22 protein-coding genes and 1 pseudogene are annotated in these 22052 nt (G+C 55.3%); 5 read left to right on the top strand and 18 right to left on the bottom strand.

Annotated elements, in window-relative coordinates; genetic code table 11:
* Positions 1-59 precede the first annotated feature (59 nt).
* The 9 genes and pseudogenes from frr to folK all read right to left on the bottom strand — a co-directional run bounded on the left by frr (position 60) and on the right by folK (position 7866).
* Complete coding sequence (frr, locus tag DS739_RS03470) at positions 60-581, bottom strand: ribosome recycling factor (protein WP_044583078.1); 522 nt, start codon at positions 579-581, stop codon at positions 60-62.
* A 147-nt stretch (positions 582-728) separates the two neighbouring features.
* The gene (gene pyrH / locus DS739_RS03465) at positions 729-1466 is read right to left on the bottom strand and encodes a UMP kinase (RefSeq protein WP_035354124.1); all 738 of its coding nucleotides are present in this window, start codon (positions 1464-1466) and stop codon (positions 729-731) included.
* A gap of 113 nt (positions 1467-1579) precedes the next feature.
* Positions 1580-2482 carry a GTPase Era gene (gene era, locus DS739_RS03460; protein ID WP_003622545.1) on the bottom strand — a complete coding sequence of 301 codons (903 nt, stop codon included), beginning with the start codon at positions 2480-2482 and terminating at the stop codon, positions 1580-1582.
* Between the two features lie 6 nt (positions 2483-2488).
* Positions 2489-3205, bottom strand: coding sequence for a ribonuclease III (gene rnc / locus DS739_RS03455; protein ID WP_035354288.1), 717 nt, complete (start codon positions 3203-3205; stop codon positions 2489-2491).
* A 14-nt stretch (positions 3206-3219) separates the two neighbouring features.
* Complete coding sequence (lepB, locus tag DS739_RS03450) at positions 3220-4026, bottom strand: signal peptidase I (RefSeq protein WP_006116359.1); 807 nt, start codon at positions 4024-4026, stop codon at positions 3220-3222.
* A gap of 87 nt (positions 4027-4113) precedes the next feature.
* Positions 4114-4520, bottom strand: a pseudogene (gene acpS, locus DS739_RS03445) (holo-ACP synthase).
* On the bottom strand, positions 4517-6886 hold the full coding sequence (locus DS739_RS03440; RefSeq protein ID WP_006116361.1) for a bifunctional (p)ppGpp synthetase/guanosine-3',5'-bis(diphosphate) 3'-pyrophosphohydrolase: 2370 nt from the start codon (positions 6884-6886) through the stop codon (positions 4517-4519). The pseudogene acpS and the gene DS739_RS03440 overlap by 4 nt, the downstream one beginning before the upstream one ends.
* Positions 6887-6891: 5 nt before the next feature.
* Positions 6892-7263 carry a DNA-directed RNA polymerase subunit omega gene (gene rpoZ, locus DS739_RS03435; RefSeq protein ID WP_003622533.1) on the bottom strand — a complete coding sequence of 124 codons (372 nt, stop codon included), beginning with the start codon at positions 7261-7263 and terminating at the stop codon, positions 6892-6894.
* A gap of 90 nt (positions 7264-7353) precedes the next feature.
* On the bottom strand, positions 7354-7866 hold the full coding sequence (folK, locus tag DS739_RS03430) for a 2-amino-4-hydroxy-6-hydroxymethyldihydropteridine diphosphokinase (RefSeq protein ID WP_035354129.1): 513 nt from the start codon (positions 7864-7866) through the stop codon (positions 7354-7356).
* A 157-nt stretch (positions 7867-8023) separates the two neighbouring features.
* Here folK and DS739_RS03425 point away from each other — a divergent pair, with 157 nt between their 5' ends.
* The 5 genes from DS739_RS03425 to DS739_RS03405 all read left to right on the top strand — a co-directional run bounded on the left by DS739_RS03425 (position 8024) and on the right by DS739_RS03405 (position 10687).
* On the top strand, positions 8024-8647 hold the full coding sequence (locus tag DS739_RS03425) for an NYN domain-containing protein (protein ID WP_006116363.1): 624 nt from the start codon (positions 8024-8026) through the stop codon (positions 8645-8647).
* 160 nt (positions 8648-8807) lie between these two features.
* Complete coding sequence (locus DS739_RS03420) at positions 8808-9494, top strand: carbonic anhydrase (protein ID WP_006116364.1); 687 nt, start codon at positions 8808-8810, stop codon at positions 9492-9494.
* On the top strand, positions 9427-9963 hold the full coding sequence (locus tag DS739_RS03415) for a hypothetical protein (protein ID WP_240190202.1): 537 nt from the start codon (positions 9427-9429) through the stop codon (positions 9961-9963). The genes DS739_RS03420 and DS739_RS03415 overlap by 68 nt, the downstream gene beginning before the upstream one ends.
* Positions 9964-10131: 168 nt before the next feature.
* On the top strand, positions 10132-10395 hold the full coding sequence (locus tag DS739_RS03410) for a BrnT family toxin (RefSeq protein WP_006117339.1): 264 nt from the start codon (positions 10132-10134) through the stop codon (positions 10393-10395).
* On the top strand, positions 10379-10687 hold the full coding sequence (locus DS739_RS03405) for a BrnA antitoxin family protein (protein WP_035354354.1): 309 nt from the start codon (positions 10379-10381) through the stop codon (positions 10685-10687). Before DS739_RS03410 ends, DS739_RS03405 begins: the two co-directional genes overlap by 17 nt.
* A gap of 16 nt (positions 10688-10703) precedes the next feature.
* On the opposite strand, the gene DS739_RS03400 is transcribed toward DS739_RS03405, so the two are convergent.
* The 9 genes from DS739_RS03400 to DS739_RS03365 all read right to left on the bottom strand — a co-directional run bounded on the left by DS739_RS03400 (position 10704) and on the right by DS739_RS03365 (position 22050).
* On the bottom strand, positions 10704-10886 hold the full coding sequence (locus DS739_RS03400) for a hypothetical protein (protein WP_231621279.1): 183 nt from the start codon (positions 10884-10886) through the stop codon (positions 10704-10706).
* A gap of 104 nt (positions 10887-10990) precedes the next feature.
* Entirely contained in the window at positions 10991-11683 is a 693-nt protein-coding gene (locus DS739_RS03395) for a hypothetical protein (RefSeq protein ID WP_006117341.1), read from the bottom strand.
* Between the two features lie 64 nt (positions 11684-11747).
* A complete protein-coding gene (locus tag DS739_RS14125; RefSeq protein WP_162784330.1) occupies positions 11748-11906 on the bottom strand; it encodes a hypothetical protein in 159 nt (52 codons plus the stop codon).
* A gap of 42 nt (positions 11907-11948) precedes the next feature.
* Positions 11949-12407 (bottom strand): lysozyme, encoded by a 459-nt coding sequence (locus tag DS739_RS03390; RefSeq protein ID WP_035354359.1) that lies wholly within the window; start codon positions 12405-12407, stop codon positions 11949-11951.
* Positions 12408-12993: 586 nt separating this feature from the next.
* Positions 12994-13206: a hypothetical protein gene (locus tag DS739_RS03385; RefSeq protein WP_003628621.1), complete on the bottom strand. Its 213-nt coding sequence runs from the start codon at positions 13204-13206 to the stop codon at positions 12994-12996.
* Positions 13207-13239: 33 nt separating this feature from the next.
* Positions 13240-14049, bottom strand: coding sequence for a hypothetical protein (locus DS739_RS03380; protein WP_035354364.1), 810 nt, complete (start codon positions 14047-14049; stop codon positions 13240-13242).
* Positions 14049-15641 (bottom strand): hypothetical protein, encoded by a 1593-nt coding sequence (locus DS739_RS03375; RefSeq protein ID WP_006117346.1) that lies wholly within the window; start codon positions 15639-15641, stop codon positions 14049-14051. The genes DS739_RS03380 and DS739_RS03375 overlap by 1 nt, the downstream gene beginning before the upstream one ends.
* 15 nt (positions 15642-15656) lie before the next feature.
* Complete coding sequence (locus DS739_RS03370) at positions 15657-21326, bottom strand: phage tail length tape measure family protein (protein WP_114012459.1); 5670 nt, start codon at positions 21324-21326, stop codon at positions 15657-15659.
* A complete protein-coding gene (locus DS739_RS03365; protein ID WP_006117348.1) occupies positions 21319-22050 on the bottom strand; it encodes a hypothetical protein in 732 nt (243 codons plus the stop codon). Before DS739_RS03365 ends, DS739_RS03370 begins: the two co-directional genes overlap by 8 nt.
* Positions 22051-22052: the final 2 nt, after the last annotated feature.

Here is a 22052-nt window from a genome sequence, read left to right as displayed (position 1 = left end):
AGGCAGGGTTCCACCCCATTAACGTGCACAAACACATCCGAAGAAGCCCCAATACTGCCTCAGACCTGTTTGATTTCCTTGTCTTTATCGGCCAGCATATCATCAATTTTTTTCACGTACTGGTCTGTCAGTTTCTGAATGGCGTCAGACCAGGTTTTAACATCGTCCTGGCTGATTTCACCTTTCTTTTCGAAACCCTTGGCTTTGTCCATGCCATCACGGCGCACGCCACGCACGGCCACCTTGCCGCCTTCTGCATAACGGGCGGCAGCTTTTGCCAGCTCGTTACGGCGTTCTTCTGTAAGCTGCGGAATGGGCACGCGGATGGTCTGCCCTTCCCCTGCCGGGTTCAGGCCCAGGCCGGAATCACGGATAGCGCGTTCTACAGCGCCAGCCAGTGCGCGATCCCACACCTGCACGGTAATCATACGTGCTTCTGGCACGGCAATGGAGCCAACCTGTGTGAGCGGCACTTCACCACCATAAGCTTCCACCCGCACAGGTTCCAGCAAAGCCGGGCTGGCGCGGCCAGAGCGCAGGCCAGAAAAATCACGGCGCAGGCTATCCAGCGCGCCATCCATACGGCGCTTTAGGTCATCCAGCAGAGCATTCAAGTCAGACACGGTGTTTTCTCCCGTTGCATCCTACAGCAGGGCATGGCCTTACATGCCCCGTTCAGTTTGTCGGTCATTCTGGCGGCATAGGGTGCCAGAATGATGCGGCGCTTTTCAGGCGGCTTCGATAATCCGTGTGAAAGGCCCTTCATTGCGCATCACACGCGGGAAGGCCCCTTCCTCGCCAATATTGAAAACAATGATAGGCAGACGGTTTTCACGCGCAAGGCTAATGGCGGCGGCATCCATCACGTTTAGCTGGTTGGCCAGCACGTCCATGTATGTCAGCTCTTCATAACGCTTGGCGGTGGGGTCTTTTTTGGGGTCTGCGGAATAAACGCCATCTACCTGCGTGCCTTTCAGCAGCATGTCGCATTCCATTTCCGCGGCGCGCAGGGCAGCGGCTGTATCCGTGGTAAAGAACGGGTTGCCTGTGCCCGCAGCAAAAATAACCACACGCCCTTTTTCCATATGCCGCACGGCGCGGCGGCGGATATATGGCTCCGCAATGGAAGACATATGGATGGCGGACATTACCCGCGTTGCAATCTGCTCGCGCTCTAGCGCGTTTTGCAGCAGCAGCGCGTTAATAACGGTGGCCAGCATACCGGCGTAATCACCCTGCGCACGGTCCATGCCCTTGGCGGCGGCGGCCAGCCCGCGGAAGATGTTGCCACCCCCCACAACAAGGCACACTTCTGTGCCAGAACGCACGACTTGGCCAATATCATGGGCAATGCGTTCTACCGTCTGCTGATCCACTCCGAAGGCGCCATTGCCCATCAGGGCTTCCCCCGATACCTTGAGCAACACGCGTTTACGGCTTGGCTTTTCGCCTACAGAAGCAGTCATTGGCCCTCGATCTTGCAGAAAGTCCCACACAGATCCCACACCGTATGCAGATACGGCGAGATCGCCCCCTCTTATCCTTCATGGCGCACGGCCACAAGCGCCCATGCGGTAGTTTATGGCACGTCGTCCAGACCAATGGCGCGTAGGCGGGCGCGCTCTTCATCCCATCCGCCGCGTTCCTTTACGTTCAGAAACAGGTGGCAGGGGCGTTCGAGCAGGCTGGAAAGCTGCTTGCGCGCGCGTTCTCCAATCTGGCGGATTTTCTGCCCGCCATTGCCAATCAGAATAGCCTTATGCCCCGCGCGGGACACATAGATGGTAGCATCTATACGCACAGATCCATCTGGCCGCTCCTTATAACTTTCGGTTTCCACCGTGGCGCTGTAGGGCACTTCTTCATGCGTTTGCATAAAAATCTGCTCACGCACCAGTTCGGCAGCCAAAAGCCTGTCTGGCAGGTCTGTCAGATCATCTTCTGGGTACAGGTACGGGCCTTCGGGCAGGCTTGCAGCCAGCTTGTCCAGCAGGTCTTCCACACCATTGCCGGTGCGTGCGCTCACCATAAACACGTGCTCAACCGGCAGTTTTTCCGTAATGGACGCCGTAAGCGGCAACAGGGCCGTGGCGGGCACAAGATCGGTCTTGTTCAGCACCAGCCAAACCTTGCGCTTGGTTTCTGCCAGACGCTCAATAATGGTCTGCACGGCTTCTGTCAGGCCGCTGCGGGCATCTACCAGCAGCAGTGTGATGTCTGCATCTTCTGCACCCGTCCACGCTGCGGCCACCATAGCGCGGTCCAGCTTACGGCGCGGGCGGAAAATTCCCGGTGTGTCTACCAGCAGAATCTGGCTGTGCCCGCGCATAAGAATGCCCAGAACCCGAAAACGCGTGGTTTGCGCTTTGGGTGACACAATGGATAACTTGGCACCCGCCATGCGGTTAAGAAGTGTTGATTTGCCTGCGTTTGGCGCCCCCACAAGGGCAGCAAAACCGCAGCGCGTGGTATCATCAGCCATGCTGGGCTACCCCTCCAGTTTTTCTAGTAAATCAGCGGCGGCGGCACTTTCCGCAGCACGTTTGCTGCCTGCCCGGCCTTCACCAAACAGGCCGCCTGCCGTAACGCGCACCACAAACAGCGGTGCGTGAGAAGGGCCATCCGCCCCTATTGTTTCATACACAGGCAGGCTTTGCCCGCGGCCAAGCACCCATTCCTGCAACGCGGTTTTGGGGTCTTTGGGCGGGTGGGCCTGTGCATCCAGCGCAGATCGCCACCAATCCCGCACCATCTGGCGTGCAGGCTCCAGCCCGCCATCCAGAAAAACTGCGCCCAGCACGGCTTCCAGCGCATCGGCCACCACATTGGCGGCAGTTTGCACACCTGCGCGGGCTTCATGCGCAGCCACGGTAAGAGACTGCGGCAGATCCAGCCTATCCGCAATTTCCGCCAAGGAAACGCGGGAGACCAGATGCGCCAGCCGAGACCCCAAAGCACCTTCCTGCTCGTTTGGAAAGCGCTCTAGCAGCCATTCCGCCATCAGCAGGCCCAGAACGCGGTCCCCTATAAATTCCAGCCGCTCATTAGAGCCAGCGCCCTTGGCTTTCTGGCGCTTACGCCCGCCTGCTTTCTGGTGCGCGGCAGAACGATGCGTCAGTGCCTCCTGCAACAGATCAGGATTAACAAAGCGATAACCCAGACGCACTTCCAGCTCTTCTAACCGAAAGCGTGCGGCATCGGAAATATTGCTTGGTTTTCTCACGATACGCCCCGCAGAATGCGCGCCCAACGGATTTCAACTGGCCAGTACCAGACCTGCCAGAACGGGTGAGAAGACTGAACCGAGAAGAAAATACGCTGCGCCCGGCCGACCAGATTTTCCATGGGCACAAAACCCAGATCCTTGGGGCCATCACCCATAAAGCGGCTATCTGCGCTATCATCCCTGTTATCACCCATAGCAAAAAAGTAACCGGGCGGCACAACATATTCGGGCGTGTTGTTCTGCGGGCCTTCATCCGTCAGCTTAAGGATATCGTGCTTGACCACCGTGCCATTGGCGCTGCCGGGCAGTTGCTCTGTGCAGGCTTCGCCTTCCATATCCACCTGCGTTTCATCCCGCGTGGTGTAGGTATGGGGGTTCAGGCACGGCACTTCCTGCCCGTTTAGAATAAGATGGCCATTTGTAACGCGGATATGGTCCCCCGGCAGGCCGACAATGCGCTTGATGTAATCAACCGATGTATCCTTGGTGTAGCGGAACACAGCCACATCACCCCGGTGCGGTTCTGCCCCCCACACCCGCCCTTCAAACAGGTTTGGAGAGAACGGGAAGGAATATTTGGAATACCCATAGCTAAACTTGGACACCCAGATGTAATCCCCCACCTGTAAGGTTGGGATCATGGAGCCTGATGGGATCACAAAAGATTCAAACAGGAAGGTGCGCACCACAGTTACCACCAGCACCACCGTTATAATGGTGCGCAGGGAGTCCAGCACGGTATTTCCGCCCTTTGCGGGCTGACCTGCCCCGGTGGTGGGAGGATGTTCCGGTGTGCTCATGCGTTATCTCGCCCGTTCCTGCTGTTCAGTAAAAAAGAAAAATCCGGCGGATCAAGCCGCGCAGGGCGCTGGATGTCAAGCAGGCGTTCATGCCTTGCGGGCTGATATCAGCACCTGCGCCAACGCGTATGGGGGCTCATCCGTCATGCTCAGCACAATATGGGGCACTGTGCCGGGGGCATAAGCTGCGCCAGTTTTTGCGCAGCCACCCCGGTGAGCACCAATGTTGGCTGGCCAGATGGCAGGTTTTGCACGCCTATCTGGCTATGCGCCACCCCTTGCGCAAAGCCGGTGCCCAATGCCTTTGCGCAGGCCTCTTTCGCAGCCCAGCGTTTGGCATAAGACCCTATACGGGCCTGGCCGGATATGCTTTCCGCCTTTGCGCGCTCCTGCTGCGTGAACACACGCTGCGCAAACCGATCTCCAAACCGTTCTAGAGCCTGAGCAATCCGGCGCATATCGCACAGATCCACCCCGGCGGAAATCAGTGTCATGATTTTACCCTATCTGCCTGCGTAATGCCCGGGGCAGCACGCAGGCTGGCAATAACCGAGGAGAGATGGCGCAGATCCCGCACTTCCACGTCCACAAGAATTTCCGTGAAATCAAGCTGACGATGCACAATTTTAAGGTTCACCATCGCGGCATCGGATTTGGAAATGGAGTTGGTGATATTGGCCAGCACAGCGGCCTCGTTTTCCGCCACAATGCTGATACGGCCAACCCGCATCTGCCCCGCCCCGCCAGAACGGGCCATGGCATCGTAATCCCAATCCACATCCAAAAAGCGTTCTGGGGTTGCGGAAAAACTTTCCAGCGTCTGGCAGGTGCGGGTGTGAATGGTCACACCGCGGCCCGTGGCCACCACGCCCACAATTCTATCCCCCGGCAAAGGGTGGCAGCAGGCGGCGTAATGCACAGCCACACCAGCACCCAGCCCCACCAGTGGCACCGCAGCGTTGGAGGAGCGGCGGCCAGAACCACCTGCCCCGCGCGCCCGTGGCCCAGCCGTACCCAACACACCGGGCAGGCCAGAAAGCATACGCGGCACACGCTGCACGCGCTTGAGTTCGGGGTACGCTGTATGCACCACATCCCGCGCGGGCAGATTACCTGCGCCCACAGCCACATACAGATCTGTAAGCGAACTTTGTTTGAGCGGCTTGAGCGTGGTTTCCAGAATCTTTTCAGACCCATCCACACCTTCCTGACGGAAGGCTTTAGCCAGCGCGGCACGCCCGCCATCCAGCGAGACCTGGCGCTGCTGCTGCGCCACATAACGGCGGATGCGCGCACGCGCCTTGCCGGTAACAACAAACCTTTCCCACGAAGGAGAAGGCGCGCCGCCACGGGCCGTCATGATTTCGACCTGATCACCGTTTTCCAGCTCATGCCGCAGGGGCATCAGGCGGCCGTTGATCTTGGCGCCCACGCAGGTATCACCCACATGGCTGTGCACGGCGTAGGCAAAATCTACCGGAGTGGCCCCACGTGGCAGAGAAATAAGTTGACCTTTAGGTGTGAAGCAGAAAACCTGATCCTGATACAGCTCCAGCTTGGTGTTTTCCAAAAACTCATCCGGGGCGGATGAAGCTTCCAGAATTTCCAGCAGATCTTGCACCCAGCGCGGGCGACGCAAGCCGCCATAGCCGCCTTCTTCCGTGCCTGTGCCTTCCTTATAGGCCCAGTGCGCGGCCACGCCGTTTTCTGCCACATCGTGCATATCCTGCGTGCGGATCTGCACTTCAATTTTCTGGTTGCGAGGGGAACGGAGCGTTACCCCCGTATGCAGGCTTTGGTATCCGTTGGCCTTGGGGGTAGAGATATAATCCTTAAACCGCCCGGCTATCATGGGGTAGGCCGCATGCACGGCACCCAGCGCCATGTAGCAATCCTCCCGCGTGTCTACGATCACACGGAAAGCCATGATGTCTGAAAGCTGTTCAAACGCCACATTGCGGCGCTGCATCTTTTCCCAAATGGAATACGGAGATTTCTCGCGCCCCGAAACCTGAACGTTCTTCAGCCCGGCTTCATGGCACAGGCGCAGCAGTTCGCGCCGCACTTCTTCAATAACATCCGCACCCTGCCCGCGCAGGTAGTTCAGGCGCGTACGGATGGTGGCATCAGCTTCTGGTTCAAGCTGCGCAAAGGACAGGTTTTGCAACTCTGTCTTAACGCGGTCCATACCAATGCGCTCGGCCAGCGGCGCATAGATATCCAGCGTTTCACGCGCAATACGCTGCCGCCTATCCTGCCGCTCCACAAAATGCAGGGTGCGCATGTTGTGCAGCCGGTCTGCCAGCTTGACCAGCAGAACACGGATATCCTTGGACATAGCCAGCACAAGCTTGCGGAAATTTTCTGCCTGCTTGGTGCGGTCTGATTGCAGTTCCAGCCGTGTCAGCTTGGTTACGCCATCTACCAGATCCGCCACTGTGGGGCCGAACTGCGCCTTAAGCGTATCGTAGGTAACGCCGGTATCTTCTATGGTATCATGCAGCAGAGCGGTGCAGATAGACTGCACATCCAGCCGAAAGCGGGCCAGAATCATGGCCACGGCAAGCGGGTGAATTATGTACGGGTCACCATTATCGCGCTTCTGGTTTTCGTGCGCTTTGCTGGCTACCGCAAAAGCGCGGCGGATACTTTCTACATCCGCCTTGGGTGCGTAAGTAAGCACCCGGTTAACCAGACGCTCGCAGTTCAGCTCACCTCGCCCGCCATTTTCTGGCGCGGAAGCCGGTGTGGCAGTTTTTTCTGCAGAAGCGTCTGTTTTAACAGGCTGCAACACGCCCTCCCCCGAGTCCTTAACGGAAACCGGAACCGGAGGAGAATGATCGCCGCCCGTATGCGCCACCCGAATTACCGACGTGCGCGACCGGTAAGTGCAGCCTCAATAGCCCGCACATCATCAGCGGCTTCTTCTTCTGCAGAAACTTCCTGCAAGCCAAAGATGTTCTGCTCGGTCGGAACCAGATCCTGCACTTCTTCTTCCACGGGTTCGGGCTCGGGTTCACGGGCCTGAGAACGGATCAGATCATTGCGCAGAGCGGGCAGAGAGACGGTTTCGTCTGCAATTTCACGCAGAGCGACAACGGGGTTTTTATCGTTATCCCGATCAACTGTCAGCTCTTCCCCGCGAGAGATATTGCGGGCGCGCTGTGCGGCATAGACCACCAGTTCAAAACGGTTCGGGACCTTTTCCACACAGTCTTCAACGGTGACGCGGGCCATTGCGGAGAGCCTCCAGACAAGTTTCAGCTTATAGATGCTTACAGGAACAGAAAGAGTATATTACCGCATCCGCCCCGCCTACGGAAGAGTTTATTCTTTTACGGGCTGTATTTCCTGCCCCGCAACGCCTTGCAGCAGGGCATCCAGCCCCTTGCCGGTTACGGGGTCTTTCCACTCTGGCGCCACATCATGCAAGGGGTACAGCACAAAAGCGCGTTGGGTAGCTCGGGGGTGGGGCAACGTAAGGCGCGGTGTGTTAATTTGCAGAGTGTCTATGGAAATAATATCCAGATCAAGCGTGCGCGCAGCATTTGGCACGGAACGTACGCGCCCCAACCGCGTTTCCACCCCCTGAAGCGCATCAAGCAGAGCCAGAGGCTCCAGCGTGGTGCGGCAACGCACAACCCCATTAACGTAAGGAGGTTGCCCAGATGGAGGCACAGGCGCACTTTCATACCAGCGGGAAACAGCTTCAACTTCTAGTTGGGGCAGATTTTTCAAGGCCTGCACGGCTTGCTCACACGTCTGGCGGGCGCTTAAGCGCAAATGCGGAAGATTCGCACCTATCGCTATCAGCACTGATCTGGTATTCATTTCCGGCATCGTTATAAACCCGTTCCGCAGCGGCTAATTCTGCCACATTTTATGGATATAGTTACCAAATGATCTTACCATTCTTTCTATCAAAACCGAAAAGACCCCAGACCATTTAATAGTAACGCCCAAAACAGCACACCAAAGTATTTAGAGGAAACCAACTATGAACCTTCAGAAAACCGAAAAGACCTGCCTTTTCATTGATGGCTCCAGCCTGTATTCTACATCCCGTAGTCTTGGTTTTGATGTGGACTATAAAAAGCTGTTGGATTTCTTTGCCGCCAAAACGCATATTATCCGCGCTTATTATTATGCCGCCATTTTGGACACAGAAGATTACTCCCCCCTTAAGCCACTTACAGACTGGCTCTCCTATAACGGGTATTTTCTTGTTACCAAACCCGCGCGGGAATTTACCGATTCTACCGGCAAGCGCCGCGTAAAAGGCAATATGGACATAGAAATTGCCGTGGATATGCTGGAAATGGCCCCACATATCGACCACGCCATTCTGTTTAGCGGTGATTCTGATTTCCGCCGTGTGGTGGAAGCCGTGCAGCGGCAGGGCACACGGGTTTCTGTTGTATCCTCCATGCGCTCCACCCCACCGTTGATTGGGGATGATTTGCGCCGGCAGGCAGACCAGTTTCTGGAGCTTTCCGCTCTGGCAGGCAACTTTACCCGCAGGCAGACAGAAAACCCCCGCCCCGTGCGCACCAATGCCCCGCCCGTGCGCCACCCGGCAGACCAAATGAGCGAACCGGATGAAGATGATCCGCTAAGCTAAGCGCGCAACACGCAAAATGCCACCTTCCAACAGAGGGTGGCATTTTTTTTCATCTGCGTGCAAAACTCTTAAGGTTGTTTTGCCGTTATTTAACCGTCACCATTGTTGAAGCCCTTTGTTTCAAGGGTGAACCGACATAATAATTTGCCGGAGTTTTTATATGCCCTCATGTTCTGAAGCCAGAAGCAGCCTTCTTTCCCTGCTGCGTGGGGTTGAGCACTTCAACACCGAAATTTTTCCTGCCAAAAAAGAACTGTTTACCAATCTGGCAAAAGGGCAAGCCCCGGAAGCTTTGTTTATTGCATGCGCAGATAGCCGCATTAACCCCAACCTTATCACCCAGACAGGGCCGGGTGATCTGTTTATTTTGCGCAATATTGGCAACCTTGTACCTGCATATGGTGAAATGCTGGGTGGTGTGTCCTCCGCAGTGGAATACGCTGTTCTGGGCCTTGGGGTTTCTACCATTATTGTGTGCGGCCATTCTGATTGCGGCGCCATGAAGGCCCTGCTGGAACCAGAAAAAAACGGGCTGGATAAAATGCCCACCGTGCGCAAATGGCTGCGCAATGCAGAAGCCGCCCGTGCGGCCACCCTGCACACCTTTACGGGCGAAGATGTTGGCCCCGCCACCGTGCGTTCTGTTGCAGAACAAAACGTGCTGTTGCAGTTGGCCCATTTGCGCACGCACCCTGCGGTAGCTGCTGGGCTGGCAAAGGGCACACTGTTCCTGCAAGGGTGGTTTTATGATATCGGCTCCGGTGAAATTACGGTGCTGGATGAACAAACACGCAAAAGCCTGCCGATTAAAGCCGTTATTACACAGATGGAAGAAAAAGCCGCCTAAAAGCCCTGCTCTTTTCTTTTGTGGTTTTGTAATTGCTGCGTGTTGCCTGTGTTTTACTTCGGCAACCGCAGCAGATACACTTAAACTCAGCACATGGAATCTGGACTGGCTGCTTGATCCGGCTCACCCCGGCTATGCACAGGCCCCGCCAGATATCCCCCACCGCACCCCTGCTGATATTTCCAGCCTTGCCAGCTATGCCACCCATTTGCATGCCGATGTTGTGGCCTTGCAGGAAATAGAAAGCCCCGCCAGTGCCGGGCAGCTTTTTCCATTGGCGCGTTATCATCTCTCCATCAGTCAAGACCATGTATTCGGGACGCAGGGGCCGGAAGTTCGAATCTTCTCACTCCGACCAGACTTTCCCTTGAAAAATAGACATAAACAACAGTGCTCACTTTATCATGTGAACACAATACCGCGTTTATGCGCCCGTACCTTATATATAAGGTACGGTATCGTTATCTGATCATACTTGCGATATAGAGCTGATAGCCAAGAGCCTGTCCGCTACCTATGGCGGCTCTTGGTCTATCTATTACTGCTTCCACGAATGATTTCGGCAAGCCCCTTAAATTAAGCAAAATATATATACAATCTGCTTGCCTTAAATTGTCTGTTTGTATATACAATTTATATGAGATACGATTGGGACGAAGCAAAGCGTCAAAGTAACATCGCCAAGCATGGCGTTGATTTTGCTGATGCTGAAGACTTCGAATGGGATGTGGCTTTTGTCATGACAAGTCGTAGCGCAAACGAGCCCCGCCTTGTTGCTATTGCCCCAATCAATCTCCGCCTGCATGTGCTGGTTTTCAGCATTGAAACACGCATTGTCCGCATCATCAGCCTACGAAAGGCCAACAAACGGGAGGCAAAGCTTTATGCCGCGCAAACCTGAATTTATCATGCCTACGGATGAAGAAGATGCCCTGATCAATCAGGGCATCTTGCAAGATGCAGATAACCCCGAGCTAACGGATCAAGATTTTCTCAATGCCAAACCTGCATCTGTAGCTGTGCCAGCATTAGCAGCACAGCGTAGAGTAAGAGGGCCACAAAAAGCTCCCACAAAGAAGCTTGTATCGATTCGTCTTGACCCCGATTTGATTGACCGGCTGAAACAGGACGGCCCTGGTTGGCAAGGGCGCGTTAACGATATGCTACGGCAAGCCATAGGCCTAACCAGTTAGCTTTTGTAGCCAGACGTCACCCAGCCTGCACAGAGGCATTAGCAGCATCAAGCTGCTTTTCAGCAAAGGCCCATTCATCCGCTGTGGGTGCACGGCCTTCCTTCAGCGGCTTCAGCAGTGCGGAAATATCTTCCACGATCACCGGGCCGTTTTCGACAAGGGCTTCAACCGCAGCAATGGCAATGCTTGCGTAGTTCATGATAGTTTTTCCTTGATTTTCTGCCATTTTTGGCAGGCAATAAAAAAGGGTGTCCAGTAATACCGACACCCTTGCGGATCATTTTCCCGACGCCGGGAAAATGGTTACTTGCTGGCAGGCAGCAGCTTGCGGGCTGCGTCTAGCGCATCCTGCGCCGCTTCAACCGCAGCTTCAGGCAGTGGATCACCTTTAGCCGCAGCCTCATCGAGCGGCTTGATCTGGTCATGCGCGGTCTGGAAGGCCGGTTTCAGCTTTGCTACTACAGCCGGATCTGCGGCCGGGTTCTTTTCATAGTCAGCCGCAAGCTGGGCTGCTGCGGCATAAGACAGGCTCAGGCCGTAAACAGACTGCTGGCGCTGCACTAGCTGGTCAGATCCGCACGCCATCAAGCTGGTGCCAACCAGACCAAGCAGCATGACGCCCGCCACGGCAGAAGCCGCGCTGCTTTTCTTGGGTGCTGCTTCAGCAGTGGAAGAAGCAATGGCAGATGTTGCGGCCGCCAGAATTGTGCTGGCTGGCACGGCATCGGCAATCACCTTTGCAGCCGTGGGGCCAATGTCCTTATGGGCGGCCACTGCATTCAGCGCCTTTTCCAGATCCGCCTTGTTGGCCAGAAGGGCTGCAATAATGCCGCTGTTATCACTGCCCAGCAGAGGCAATGCAGCAATCAGCATGGCAGCAGAGCCACCGGCCGGAATCACGTTAAACCACGTGGCTACCAGATCCCCCAAAATAAGGGATAGGGCAAACAGCGTGGTGGGCTGGCGCAGATATGCGCTGATACGGGACAGGTTCATGGATCTACCCTTCGGGCACGCTGCGCATGCCCTGTATGTGTGAAAATCTGGGGTTTCTGGCTGTTCAGCCCTGTGCGCCGCGCAGGCTGCTGGGCAGCGTGTTGATGTCCACGTCTTCCACCAGCAGGGCTTGGCCATTGCGGGGTGCAGCAATGCACAGGCCGCGTTTTTCCAGCCGCTCTGCAATCAGATCAGCCAGCCGGTTCAGTTCGCGTTCAGTCATGAACATGATGTCACTTTCAGTAGGAATTTTTCAGGAATCGGATCAGCTGGCCCACAGCTGCCATTCGGCACGCCGGCGCAACGTCAGGCCGGCCACAGTGATCAGCTGGCCATTGCGGTGCATGTGGTTCCACAGCAGCAACTGATTGCGGGCGGCATTCCCCTGCCCTGCGTTCAGCAGCTTCAACAGTGTGGATCCCGCAAGTGCTGGCAATCCGAGGTTGTAAGTAAAGTCCAACAGTGCGGCCTGCTGGCCGGATGTCAGCGGCACACGCACCAGCCGCAGGATCTGCGGCAACAGCTTGGCCAGCGTGCCTTGCAGCAAGGCATTGGCATATTCAGCCGTAATGGGTGCGGTGCTGGCGGTTACGGCGGCCCCGTTGGCCAGAAACCGGCTGCCATAGCCGATTGTCCAATACCCGGCCGGGCACACATATGGGCGCAGGCGCAAGCCTTCAGACCGGCGGCACAGATCTGCCGCCAGTAGGATCGGATCATTCATCAATTTTCCGGATACAAAAAAGGCCGCTCAATGGCGGCCGGAGTGGAAACAAAATGTGATTGACCAGACTCGGACGGTCACATTTGATGAGGCGCATGACGCCTACTGAGAAACTTGTTCATAATGAGCGGCTTAAGCTACGCGCTAATGCCCTGAATACTTTGGGAACATCCTACTTCACTATCGGTGCGTTAGCTCCATTAGTGAATTTAACGTTTGGAAGTCCTGCACATACACAGCCATGGTATATATATGTATTGTTCCTAGTCAGCTTTAGCGCTGGTGGAATAAGGTTACATAAACTTGGCCAACAAACGTTGAATGGATTGATAGGATGACAACAACAGGATGGATTGCATTTATCTGCTTCCCCCTCGTATCCGTAGTTCTTATTGAGATATGGAACCGCCTTACGGTCAAAAAGCTGTAAGGCATCCACATATCTGTTCAACATGGACGAGTTTACAGGTGATCTTGCCCGGATTAGTCCACCGGAGCACAAAACCCGCAGAAAACAGCCCTTTGCAGTGGGCTAAAACGTTGGCAGGTTTTCGTGGTCAGGTTTACAAAAGCCGGTTTTCGGTTGTCACGGGTGCATATGCTGCAACGCCTGGACAATTCCGCTGCCCAGGGCAGAGCCAAAAATAACCAGGCCGCCATTTACCCAGGTCTTGCGGTTGTTGATCCGCTTCAGTTCCGTCCAGATATTGGCAATGCCAGTCTCCAGCGTAGAAAACTTGCCGTTCACGCTGGTTTCAAACGCAACAAATTCATCCTGCCGCACCACATCATCAGGCATGACACTCTTCCTTTCAGGCATAAAAAAAGCGGCTTAAAGCCGCTCGGTAATGGTGAAGCTGGTCTGCTGCCGCAGGGCAGCGCCATAGGGGTTGCTCAGATCTCCGCGCTGGACGCGACCAAACAGGCTGCGCAGGTTCAGCGTGGGGCCATCGGCATCCGGATCAGGCACAAACAGCACATTCGCGCCAGATGCGCCCAGCAGCAGGATCTGCTCCAGCACCGGCACATCTGCCAGATCCAGAGATTCATGATCCACCACAGCCTTGCGCCGCATCCATGCCGGCGTGACAAACTCGGCCCCGCTCATGCCGGTATTCACCGTCACGGAACTATCCAGCCCGGTGGTGCTCTTGGTGCTCATGTTGCGCACCGGCTGCCACACCGGCCCGATATAGGCCAGAGACAGGGAAATATAGCTTTCCGATGCGCTGCCATTGCTGGTGACGGTGATCTTGACCGTATCGGCCTGAATGTCCTGCGGTGCCACATGCACCATCTGCACCGGGCCAACACCACCCAACGTGGCAAAGCTGCCAGAGGCAGAATACACCGTATTGCCGCCAGAACTGGCCACAAGCTGCCAGGTTGCGGCTTGGCCAAGGTTGGTGCGCCCTACAAAGAAGGCCCGCATGGTCTGGGCACTGCCCCATTGCGCCTGAAACCATGCCGTTCTGTTGCCATCCCCAACAGACCAGAACGCCGCCGTGGTGTTGCCCTGGTCTGTAGCCAGCTGATTGGGTGAGAAATCCTTGGCAGCGGATACGCCCGCATAAAAGGAATTGGAGCCGCTCAGGCTGGCAGTCTTGACCAGATTGTTCAGGCCGAAAGCACAATTCTGCATCAGACCAGCACCGTCAGCACGCACTGGCCTGCACTGGAGCCGCGCCAGCTTTCACCGACAACCAGACCGCCCAGGCCATCGCGCAGGCCGTCTACATTGGCAAACAGCACAATCTCGTCCCCCATTTCAAAATCAAACAGGCGTTCAAACGGCAGCGTGACGTAAAACACGCGCCGGTCTGCCACCGTCCACAGTTTGTTGATGACATCTGCCACCACCTGCGCCCCGGCCTGCGTGCGCAAGCTGGTGAGCACTTCAGGCGGGCTGACCACTTCCACCGTTGGGCTATCCGTGCCCACCGTGACAGCACTGCGCTGTGTGCGCAGGGTGGACAGATCCGCCTTCGGGCTGAGGGTGCTGGTGCTCATCACCGTATAATTGCGGCTATAGGTGCAACGCCCGCAGGTGAGAGGCAGCGCCAGTTCGGACGGCAGATCCGTTTCCTTGATGTCAATCACCTCATCCGGAAGCACCGCCAGCTTTTCCCACTGGTGCGGCACAAGCTGCAAAAAGCTGTCTGTAATGCCGATCAGCTTCAGTGTGCCGTCCCGCGCAACAGCCAGCTTGCGCATACTGCCCTGCAAGAGCGCGGTGATCATGTCATTCCCGGTATAGCTGTCAGAGCCATCCCAGAACGCACCGGCGGCACTATCCACATTGCCGAACGGATCTGCCCATGTGCTGGAAATGGATGCCGCCGGTATGCCGATATCCTGCACCAGCACCTGCCGCACGATATCCGGCAGGCTGGAAACATACGTGCCATCGGGCATCGCGCCAGTGGCCCAGCAGGTAATGGTATAAACCGGCGTGCCACCCAACCGGAAAAACGCGCCCCGGCTGGAACTTTCCACCACATAGGTGCCTGCGGCCGGATCTGCGGTCGTGATATCACTGACCATGCCAGCATAGGCCCAGCTGCCATCTGTTGCCGGCGCAGACCACGCCCCCAGCACGCCGCCTTCCAGCACGGTCAGATCCGGCTGAGTGCCCTGCGTGCCCATCCAAAGCGGTGCATCAGACACCTGATAGATCTGATTGACGCTATCCACACAGACCGGCGTGATATTGAAAGCATAACCCCGCAGGCGCGGCTTCACCCGGCCTGTCAGGTCTGAGCCACCTTCCACGCCGCCCGTTCCGGCATAGGTTGCCAGTGGCAACTGGCGCGAGAGCACGGCAGGCCCCGAAAGTGTCAGCGTGCCTTGCGTGGCTCCGGTGCGCCATGCGGTGGCAGATCCGGTAAACAGAGGCTGGCACGCAGAAAGTGCCGGATCCACCCACCAGCCGCGTGCCATGTCATAGCTGCGCAGGCCGGTCAGGATGGACAGATCTCCGGTATGGTTGCGCACGTTCATGCTATCAGCCACGCCATCGGACAGATTGACCGTAAGCTGCCCGAACGATTGCGTCATGCTGCTACCGGAAATTGAAATATCCAGTTCCCTGTCCACATCAGGCAGGCTTGCCAGAATGGGCGGATATTTCGTGCCGGTGGCAACATCCACATACCCGCCAGAAGACAGGCATGTGGTCGTGCGGGAAGCCGCAGGCCCGAAGGCCAGCGTTCCCAGAAAACAGCGTTGCTGCATTGTGGTGATATCCCGTTAGGCTGCGGAAGATTTTTCCGCCTGAAAGCGTGTTTCTTGCAGCTGTGCCACAGACGTTTTGAGAAGATCCTGCAAAAGCGAGGCCAGTGTTTCCGTCTGATTAGATTGGCCTTGCTGGATCTTATTCAGCACATCGGCCTGCACCTTGGTCAGATCCATGCCACCCAGCGCCTTGACGATGGTTTGCACCATATTGAAATCAGACACATAGGCTGCCCCGCCACCATTGAATTTCTGGGACAGAGACAGGAAGTTTTGCATGTCAGTCTGGAGCGCAGACAGGGCATCATAATTCCCACCCAGAGCAGCCTGATAATCCGTATGCAGATTATCATTAGCCGCCTTGTACTGATCCGCCACCGATAATGGCGAAGCGTCTGATGTGGTCAGCCCTTTTTCATAGGTGTCCAGACTGTCAAAAACAGACTCCAGCTTCTCATTTGCTTCAGATTGATATTCTTCCTGCTGCTCCAGAGCCTTTTCCTGATACTCCTGCTGGATCTGCAACCGCTCGGCATTCTGGGTTTTCTCCAGATCTGCAAGCTGCTGCTGGTAGGTAACGTTATCGGCAAAGTTATCACCTAGGAAGCTGCGCCAGTTATCCTGTAGCTGCTGGATTTCCTGCGCCGCACTCACCTGCTGATTGAGCAGATCTGCGCCTTCCTGATCACCCGTGGCAGACAGATAACGTGCCTGCACGGACTGATCAGATTGCGAAAGCGTGGTTTGCTCATTGGCAATCATGGCAGCAGCAATGGCATTGCCTTTATCCAGCAGCGCCTGAGCATCCAGACCGTAGGATGCTGCCGTGTTGGCGGCATCCTGATATTTGGCCTTCAGATCATCCACCTGCTGCATCAGGCTTTCGGAGCCGGATGCCGTGACATCCAGCAGCCCCGGCATTGTGGTGCCCACAAACTCCTCAATGGCCTGAAACTGGCTTTGCAGATCGTCAACACTCAGCGTTTTTCCATCCAGAGTGGAAAGCGCCTTGGCCATATCTCCCGTATAGCCGGTGAAATGATCCACCGTGACGTGGCTGGAATCATCAAACTTCGAGACAGACACTTTCATGCTGTCCAGTTCGTCCGCAAGACTTTTCAGGCTTTCCAGATCCTGCGTGAACGTGTCCACGCTATCAAAACTGGACGGCATGAGCTGCTTCAGCTCCAGATTCATGTTGGCTGAAGAGCTGGTCAGATCCAGATCAGGCAGCAGATCTGTCAGGCTGTAGGTATCTTTTTTCTTCCCCTTCTTGGAATAGCCAACTTTGCCGAGTGTATCTGTGTTTGTCGCGGATACGCCCGTATAGTCGAATGCATTGTTGATGCTATCCAGATCGGTCTGAAGCCCAGATGCTACCGTGTCATTTCCATGGATATCCTTGTACACATGGCCGCTGATTGCCAACTGCCCATTATCCACAGAAACATACTGATAATCTTTGCTCCTTTTTGCAAACAGGCTGCCAATGGCATCCCCAATGGCACCAATAACGGAACCACCCACCAGAGATCCCAATGGGCCACCAAATATACCACCGACAATGGAGCCAACGCCCGAACCGACTTCCCCACCGACTTCAGAGCTTTTTGAACCATCAAACAGCTTATCTGTCAGCAGTTTGCTTAGGGAAGAGCCTGCGGCAAAACCGCCTAGCATGCCCATCCCCATATTGAGGGCGCCACCAAGGCTTTCAGTGCCACCGTTCCCAATCCCGCCACTGAACAGGGATGAAAGGCTAAAACTGCTTGACTGATTAAGCTGCTTTTTTTCCTGCTGCACTTCCTCTGGAGACATGGCCCAGCCGGATTGGGAAATGGCATTTAGGTTATCATCCTGAAGCGCACTTCCAGAACCTGAAGCAGAACCCATCTTGCTGAACATATTGTTGAAATCAGACAGGGTTGTGCGTGTTCCCCCATCTATACTGTTCAGCAGAGGATTGATCAGCGCCATTTTTGCAATCATGGACACAATCTGCGCTTCAATGCCCTGCATGGTGGACTTGAAGGACATCCCGCTGGACGTGCCCTGCAGAAATCCCTGCACAACGCCATCAGAAAGCTGATCCGTCATGTCACTCAGACTTCCAGTGAAATCATCTAGTGTCTGCTGTGCATGCTGATATTCCGCCGTGGCGTCAGACAAGGCATCCACACTTTTCAGATAGGTCTGTGTGCTGGTATCTGTAAGAGAATCACCATTGCGCACCAGCTCTTGCTCTGTTTGCATATGCGTGAGCATTTTCTGACGTGCATCATCATTCTGGCCAAGCGAGGCAGTTTCTGCCTGCAACAAGCTGATCTGATCTTTATTCTGCCATGTCTGGCCAATCAGTGCCTGTTCTTTTTGTGTGGCAGTTTGCTTGTCCAGAGCTGCCGTCATTTCATTTACATGCTGCGTGAACGATGTGCTGTGAGGGTCAAATGATTGTAATGCCTCTTCATATGCCTTCTGATAATTTGTGACATGATCAAGAGACGTAGATGTTTGTGCATAGGCCGTATTAACTGCATCCTGTTCATCAGCCTGACGACTGATGGAAGTTACGCTGGCATTCCACTGATCCGCCAGAATGGATTGCTCACGTGCCTGCGCACCCATGATTTGGGCAGCAGAAGCATGCGTGCCGTTGAGAGAAAGCTGCGCCTGGTCAACTTCTTGCGCCACGCTGACCATCTGCCGGTCATAGCCCGTTAAGGCAGATGCGCTTTGTGCGGCTAGCGTTTGCGAATGATCCACTTCCTGCAAGGGATCACGCAGATTGGCGAGAGAGGCGCTGGTAGCGTCTATCTGATCATGAATAACCTTTGTTTGATCAGACCACTCTTTCTGGGAAATAATGCCAGCCTGATACTGCTTATTGACAGTATCCAGAGCACCTTCCTGCTTTACCAGAGAGCGCGTGAGATCATCACGCTGGCCATTTACTCCAGTATCACCCTGCGAAACCACGCTATCCACAGATTTCTGCATGTTTGCAGATGTGACAGCGCCATAAGGCACGCCCTCTGTAGTTTTTGCCAGATAATCCATGGTTTCCGCAGGAATGCGGCTAGGATCACCATCGCTTTTCAAATAGCGGTCTAGGTTAGATTCTCCCCAGTTATAGGCCATGGCAACCAGTGTCTGATCACCATCATATTTGGTGTATAGGTGCTCCAGCAGCTGAGCACTGGCAGAAACATTTCCGTGCAGATCTGTCAGATCATTTCCGGCCGCGTTGTCTTGCTTCACTTGCATGGCGCCAATGGCACCGGCACTGGAGCGCACCAACTGACCTTTCAGGTATTGGCCCGTGCTGCTTTCCGCAGGTGCTATGGCGTGCATCAGACTGGTGATATCACCATTCAGGTGCTGTTCCTGTGCCACCTGATTGATCATGCTTTGCACAGCAGAAATGCCGCCATCATGCACAAGTCTATGGTTTGCCGCTGTGTTGGTAGGCATGGAGAATGTAGGATCTGGCGTGTTGCCCTGTGCCATGAGCTTTTGCACGTTGGCAGGCATCAGGCTTTCAATCTTACCTTCCAGCCAGCTAAAGCCGCTAGATGATCCAGATTTGATGCTGCTCCAAATGCTACTGAGCTCATCAGGCAGTTTTTTAAGGTGCTTGACCAGATCATCCGCAGCGTTGATGCCCTCAGTCGCCATGGAGACGAACAGATCTCCAATGCTACGGGATTCAGCTGCGATAATGCTGGATGCACCGCCCATTTCATCGCTCAGCTTGCGCCATGCAGTCTGGAACGGTGTCAGGCCCTGATCGGCAGCCCCATGAATGGCGCTTTCCAGCTTCTGGATCACCAGAGAAACGGCATCAGCCTGCTGGCCCATCTGCACCATATGCTGCACGCTCAGCACCAACCCAGCGTTGAAACCGGGCAAGTGCTGATCTGACAGCGCCTGTGCTTCCTTGGCAGGATCTTCCAATGCCGCTGCCAGTGTTTTGGCGGCTTCAGGAACTGTGGTGCCCATAACGGCAGCCAGATCCCGGCTGTCTGCTGTCAGGCGCTGAATCTGGCTGGCATCCACCGTGGGCACAGCAGCAATGGTCTGCACCGTGCTGCGGCTGTCTGAGAGCGAGATATCTCCATACTGATCATGCAGCGCACGGGCGGCATTTTCAGCAGATTTGGACATATCATCATAATCAGCCCGCGTGGCGCGCAGATGTGTGGAAAGCTGGGCAAGGCTTTCCTGCTCACTTTCCGCATACTTGCCCATACCAAAGATGGCTGCACCTGCTGCAACTGCTCCCGCGGCAAGGCCAGCCGGCCCAGTCAATACGCCGATCACGCGTGTCAGAGCACCATCCAGACCGCCCATCACCTGCACCATATTGGGCACCTGATAGAACGCGGCCTGCAATGGGCTGCCACCAGCCATAACCTGATCGAAAAACTTATGGGTTTCGTCTGCCAGAATACCCATTTCAAACGAGGTCAGCTTGACTGCGGCGGCACTCCCACCAAAAGCAGCTTTCTGGCGGTTCAGGCTATCTGTAGCCTTGCCAACATAGGCATCATATTCTTTCTGTTTGATGATGTCGGTTGCCAGAGCACTATCAGCTTCTGCAACCGCTTTTGCGTAATCGCGTTCCGCAGCAGCCAATGGCACAATCTTGGCACGGATGGCATCGGCATCAGCAAATGCGCCGGTAATATCCTCCAAACGAGATGCGCTCAGATCATTGCTGGGTAGGCTGATTCCCAGATTGCTGTTGAGGTTGCTCTGGTAGGAACTGGCAATACTGGACAGAGCGCCATCAGATGCACGCTGCATGGCGGCATAATCTGCCGTGATATCCTGCACGCCCTTGCGGTATCCGTTCAGGGACAGCAGGTTGTTTTCAAAGGCAGACCGCAGCTCACGCAGGGACATGACTTCTGCCATTTCAGCGGCAGAGAGCTTTTCCAGAACGGCAGACGCGCTGGAACCATCTTCACCCATTTTGGTGAAGGTTTCTGCCGTAGCAGTCTGTTCCAGACGCAGCTTTGCTTCCTGCTGCACCAGAGCATCAATCTTTTCCCGCTGGGCATCCAGAACGCGCGTAACATCTTCCGGACTGGTGCTGCCGCTTCCAATGGCTTCAACACCACGGGCATCCAGCCGGTCATACTCATCCTGTGCCAGACGGATCTGGCGCTGGATCTTGGAAATACTGTCCCCCGTACGTGCAGCCGAATTTTGCCAGGTCTTATCCGCACTGGTGGCGCTACGGGTGATAACCGTCACCAGATCTTCAGCAGATTTGGTGGCATCGCTCAGGCTGTCTTTGAATGACGTGCCAATTTTGTCCGCAGATGTAACCGTATCTTCGGCAGCTTCACCAATACCGGACAGGGCTTTTTCTGTATTCTCTGCACCCAGCTGCACATCGTGGGTAATCTGATCTACGCTATCCTTCAGACGCCCCGCACTGGTTTCCAGCTTTCCGGTGCCGGATATAACGGCTTCAACAGTGTTGTTTGCAGCAGATCCGGCAGCCTCCAGACCTTCCTGAAATGCTTCCCCAATGCGCTTGCCGCTTTCTGCCAGCGCGTCAGATTTATCCTGTAGCGCATCTATGCGTGCACCAGCGGCTTCCGTGGGCTGTGCAGTCTGATCATCCACCACAAAACGGGTGATGACTTCATTGATAACCTCAGAAACTTTAGCCATTGGAAGGCTCCGTCAGCACAAGAGCAGGATACGTCATGACTTGCCCGGCCTGCCGATCCTTGCGGTTGCTCCGGCGTGGCTTACGCAGATGTTCAAACCCGCTTTTCTTGGAAAATGTCAGGCCGCTTTCGATTCCCTGCGCTTTCAGGATGTATGGCAGGCGTTCGCCACGGGCATCGCGTCCATCTGACAAGGACAGGAATTTGCGGGCAATTTTGAGTGTGGGATATTGTTTCATAGCCGCTTGCCGTGCGGCCTCCACTATTCCAGGCGGCACACTGGTAATCTGCCCACCCGTATCAATCTTGCGGGCATAGGGCATGGTATTCACGATTTCCACCGTGCTACCCGGCTGAATGGTGGCGGCCGGACGTGTCCACCACTCTCCATTCACACGCACAGCCCAACTGTCACGATACGCTCCGCTGCGTACTGGCGAATGCGTCTGGCAATACTGCAGGGCAAATGCCACGGCCTGCGCCAGATAGGAAAACACATAGCGGACAATGCCACCATCCAGATTCACGCTTTCTTCATCAGCACCCACATGCCCATCTACAGCCGTGCGGAATGTGCTGGAGGCATGTCCGGATGTAATCAGTTCATCACGATTGGCACGGCAGGCATCAGCAGCTGCTTTATGGAGAGCAGCAGAAGATAGACTTGCACGCGCAGAGACAATGATCTGTTTGCGCAGAACGTCTGCCATACGTGCCCGTGCCATGA

The sequence above is a fragment of the Acetobacter sp. JWB genome (assembly GCF_003323795.1).
GTDB classification, from domain to species: Bacteria; Pseudomonadota; Alphaproteobacteria; order Acetobacterales; family Acetobacteraceae; genus Acetobacter; species Acetobacter oryzifermentans.
The sequence above is the reverse complement of the archived record's forward strand: the minus strand, read 5'-3'. Positions and strand labels throughout refer to the sequence as shown.

Coding starts and splice junctions, on each gene's coding strand:
- era (WP_003622545.1), bottom strand. CDS start 2,482: ATGGCTGATGATACCACGCGCTGCGGTTTTGCTGCCCTTGTGGGGGCG.
- DS739_RS03380 (WP_035354364.1), bottom strand. CDS start 14,049: ATGCAGAATTGTGCTTTCGGCCTGAACAATCTGGTCAAGACTGCCAGC.
- lepB (WP_006116359.1), bottom strand. CDS start 4,026: ATGAGCACACCGGAACATCCTCCCACCACCGGGGCAGGTCAGCCCGCA.
- DS739_RS03365 (WP_006117348.1), bottom strand. CDS start 22,050: ATGGCACGGGCACGTATGGCAGACGTTCTGCGCAAACAGATCATTGTC.
- pyrH (WP_035354124.1), bottom strand. CDS start 1,466: ATGACTGCTTCTGTAGGCGAAAAGCCAAGCCGTAAACGCGTGTTGCTC.
- DS739_RS03410 (WP_006117339.1), top strand. CDS start 10,132: ATGAGATACGATTGGGACGAAGCAAAGCGTCAAAGTAACATCGCCAAG.
- DS739_RS14125 (WP_162784330.1), bottom strand. CDS start 11,906: ATGACTGAACGCGAACTGAACCGGCTGGCTGATCTGATTGCAGAGCGG.
- rpoZ (WP_003622533.1), bottom strand. CDS start 7,263: ATGGCCCGCGTCACCGTTGAAGACTGTGTGGAAAAGGTCCCGAACCGT.
- DS739_RS03420 (WP_006116364.1), top strand. CDS start 8,808: ATGCCCTCATGTTCTGAAGCCAGAAGCAGCCTTCTTTCCCTGCTGCGT.
- DS739_RS03415 (WP_240190202.1), top strand. CDS start 9,427: ATGAACAAACACGCAAAAGCCTGCCGATTAAAGCCGTTATTACACAGA.
- DS739_RS03395 (WP_006117341.1), bottom strand. CDS start 11,683: ATGAACCTGTCCCGTATCAGCGCATATCTGCGCCAGCCCACCACGCTG.
- DS739_RS03375 (WP_006117346.1), bottom strand. CDS start 15,641: ATGCAGCAACGCTGTTTTCTGGGAACGCTGGCCTTCGGGCCTGCGGCT.
- DS739_RS03390 (WP_035354359.1), bottom strand. CDS start 12,407: ATGAATGATCCGATCCTACTGGCGGCAGATCTGTGCCGCCGGTCTGAA.
- folK (WP_035354129.1), bottom strand. CDS start 7,866: ATGCCGGAAATGAATACCAGATCAGTGCTGATAGCGATAGGTGCGAAT.
- DS739_RS03400 (WP_231621279.1), bottom strand. CDS start 10,886: ATGAACTACGCAAGCATTGCCATTGCTGCGGTTGAAGCCCTTGTCGAA.
- DS739_RS03425 (WP_006116363.1), top strand. CDS start 8,024: ATGAACCTTCAGAAAACCGAAAAGACCTGCCTTTTCATTGATGGCTCC.
- DS739_RS03385 (WP_003628621.1), bottom strand. CDS start 13,206: ATGCCTGATGATGTGGTGCGGCAGGATGAATTTGTTGCGTTTGAAACC.
- frr (WP_044583078.1), bottom strand. CDS start 581: ATGGATGGCGCGCTGGATAGCCTGCGCCGTGATTTTTCTGGCCTGCGC.
- DS739_RS03370 (WP_114012459.1), bottom strand. CDS start 21,326: ATGGCTAAAGTTTCTGAGGTTATCAATGAAGTCATCACCCGTTTTGTG.
- DS739_RS03405 (WP_035354354.1), top strand. CDS start 10,379: ATGCCGCGCAAACCTGAATTTATCATGCCTACGGATGAAGAAGATGCC.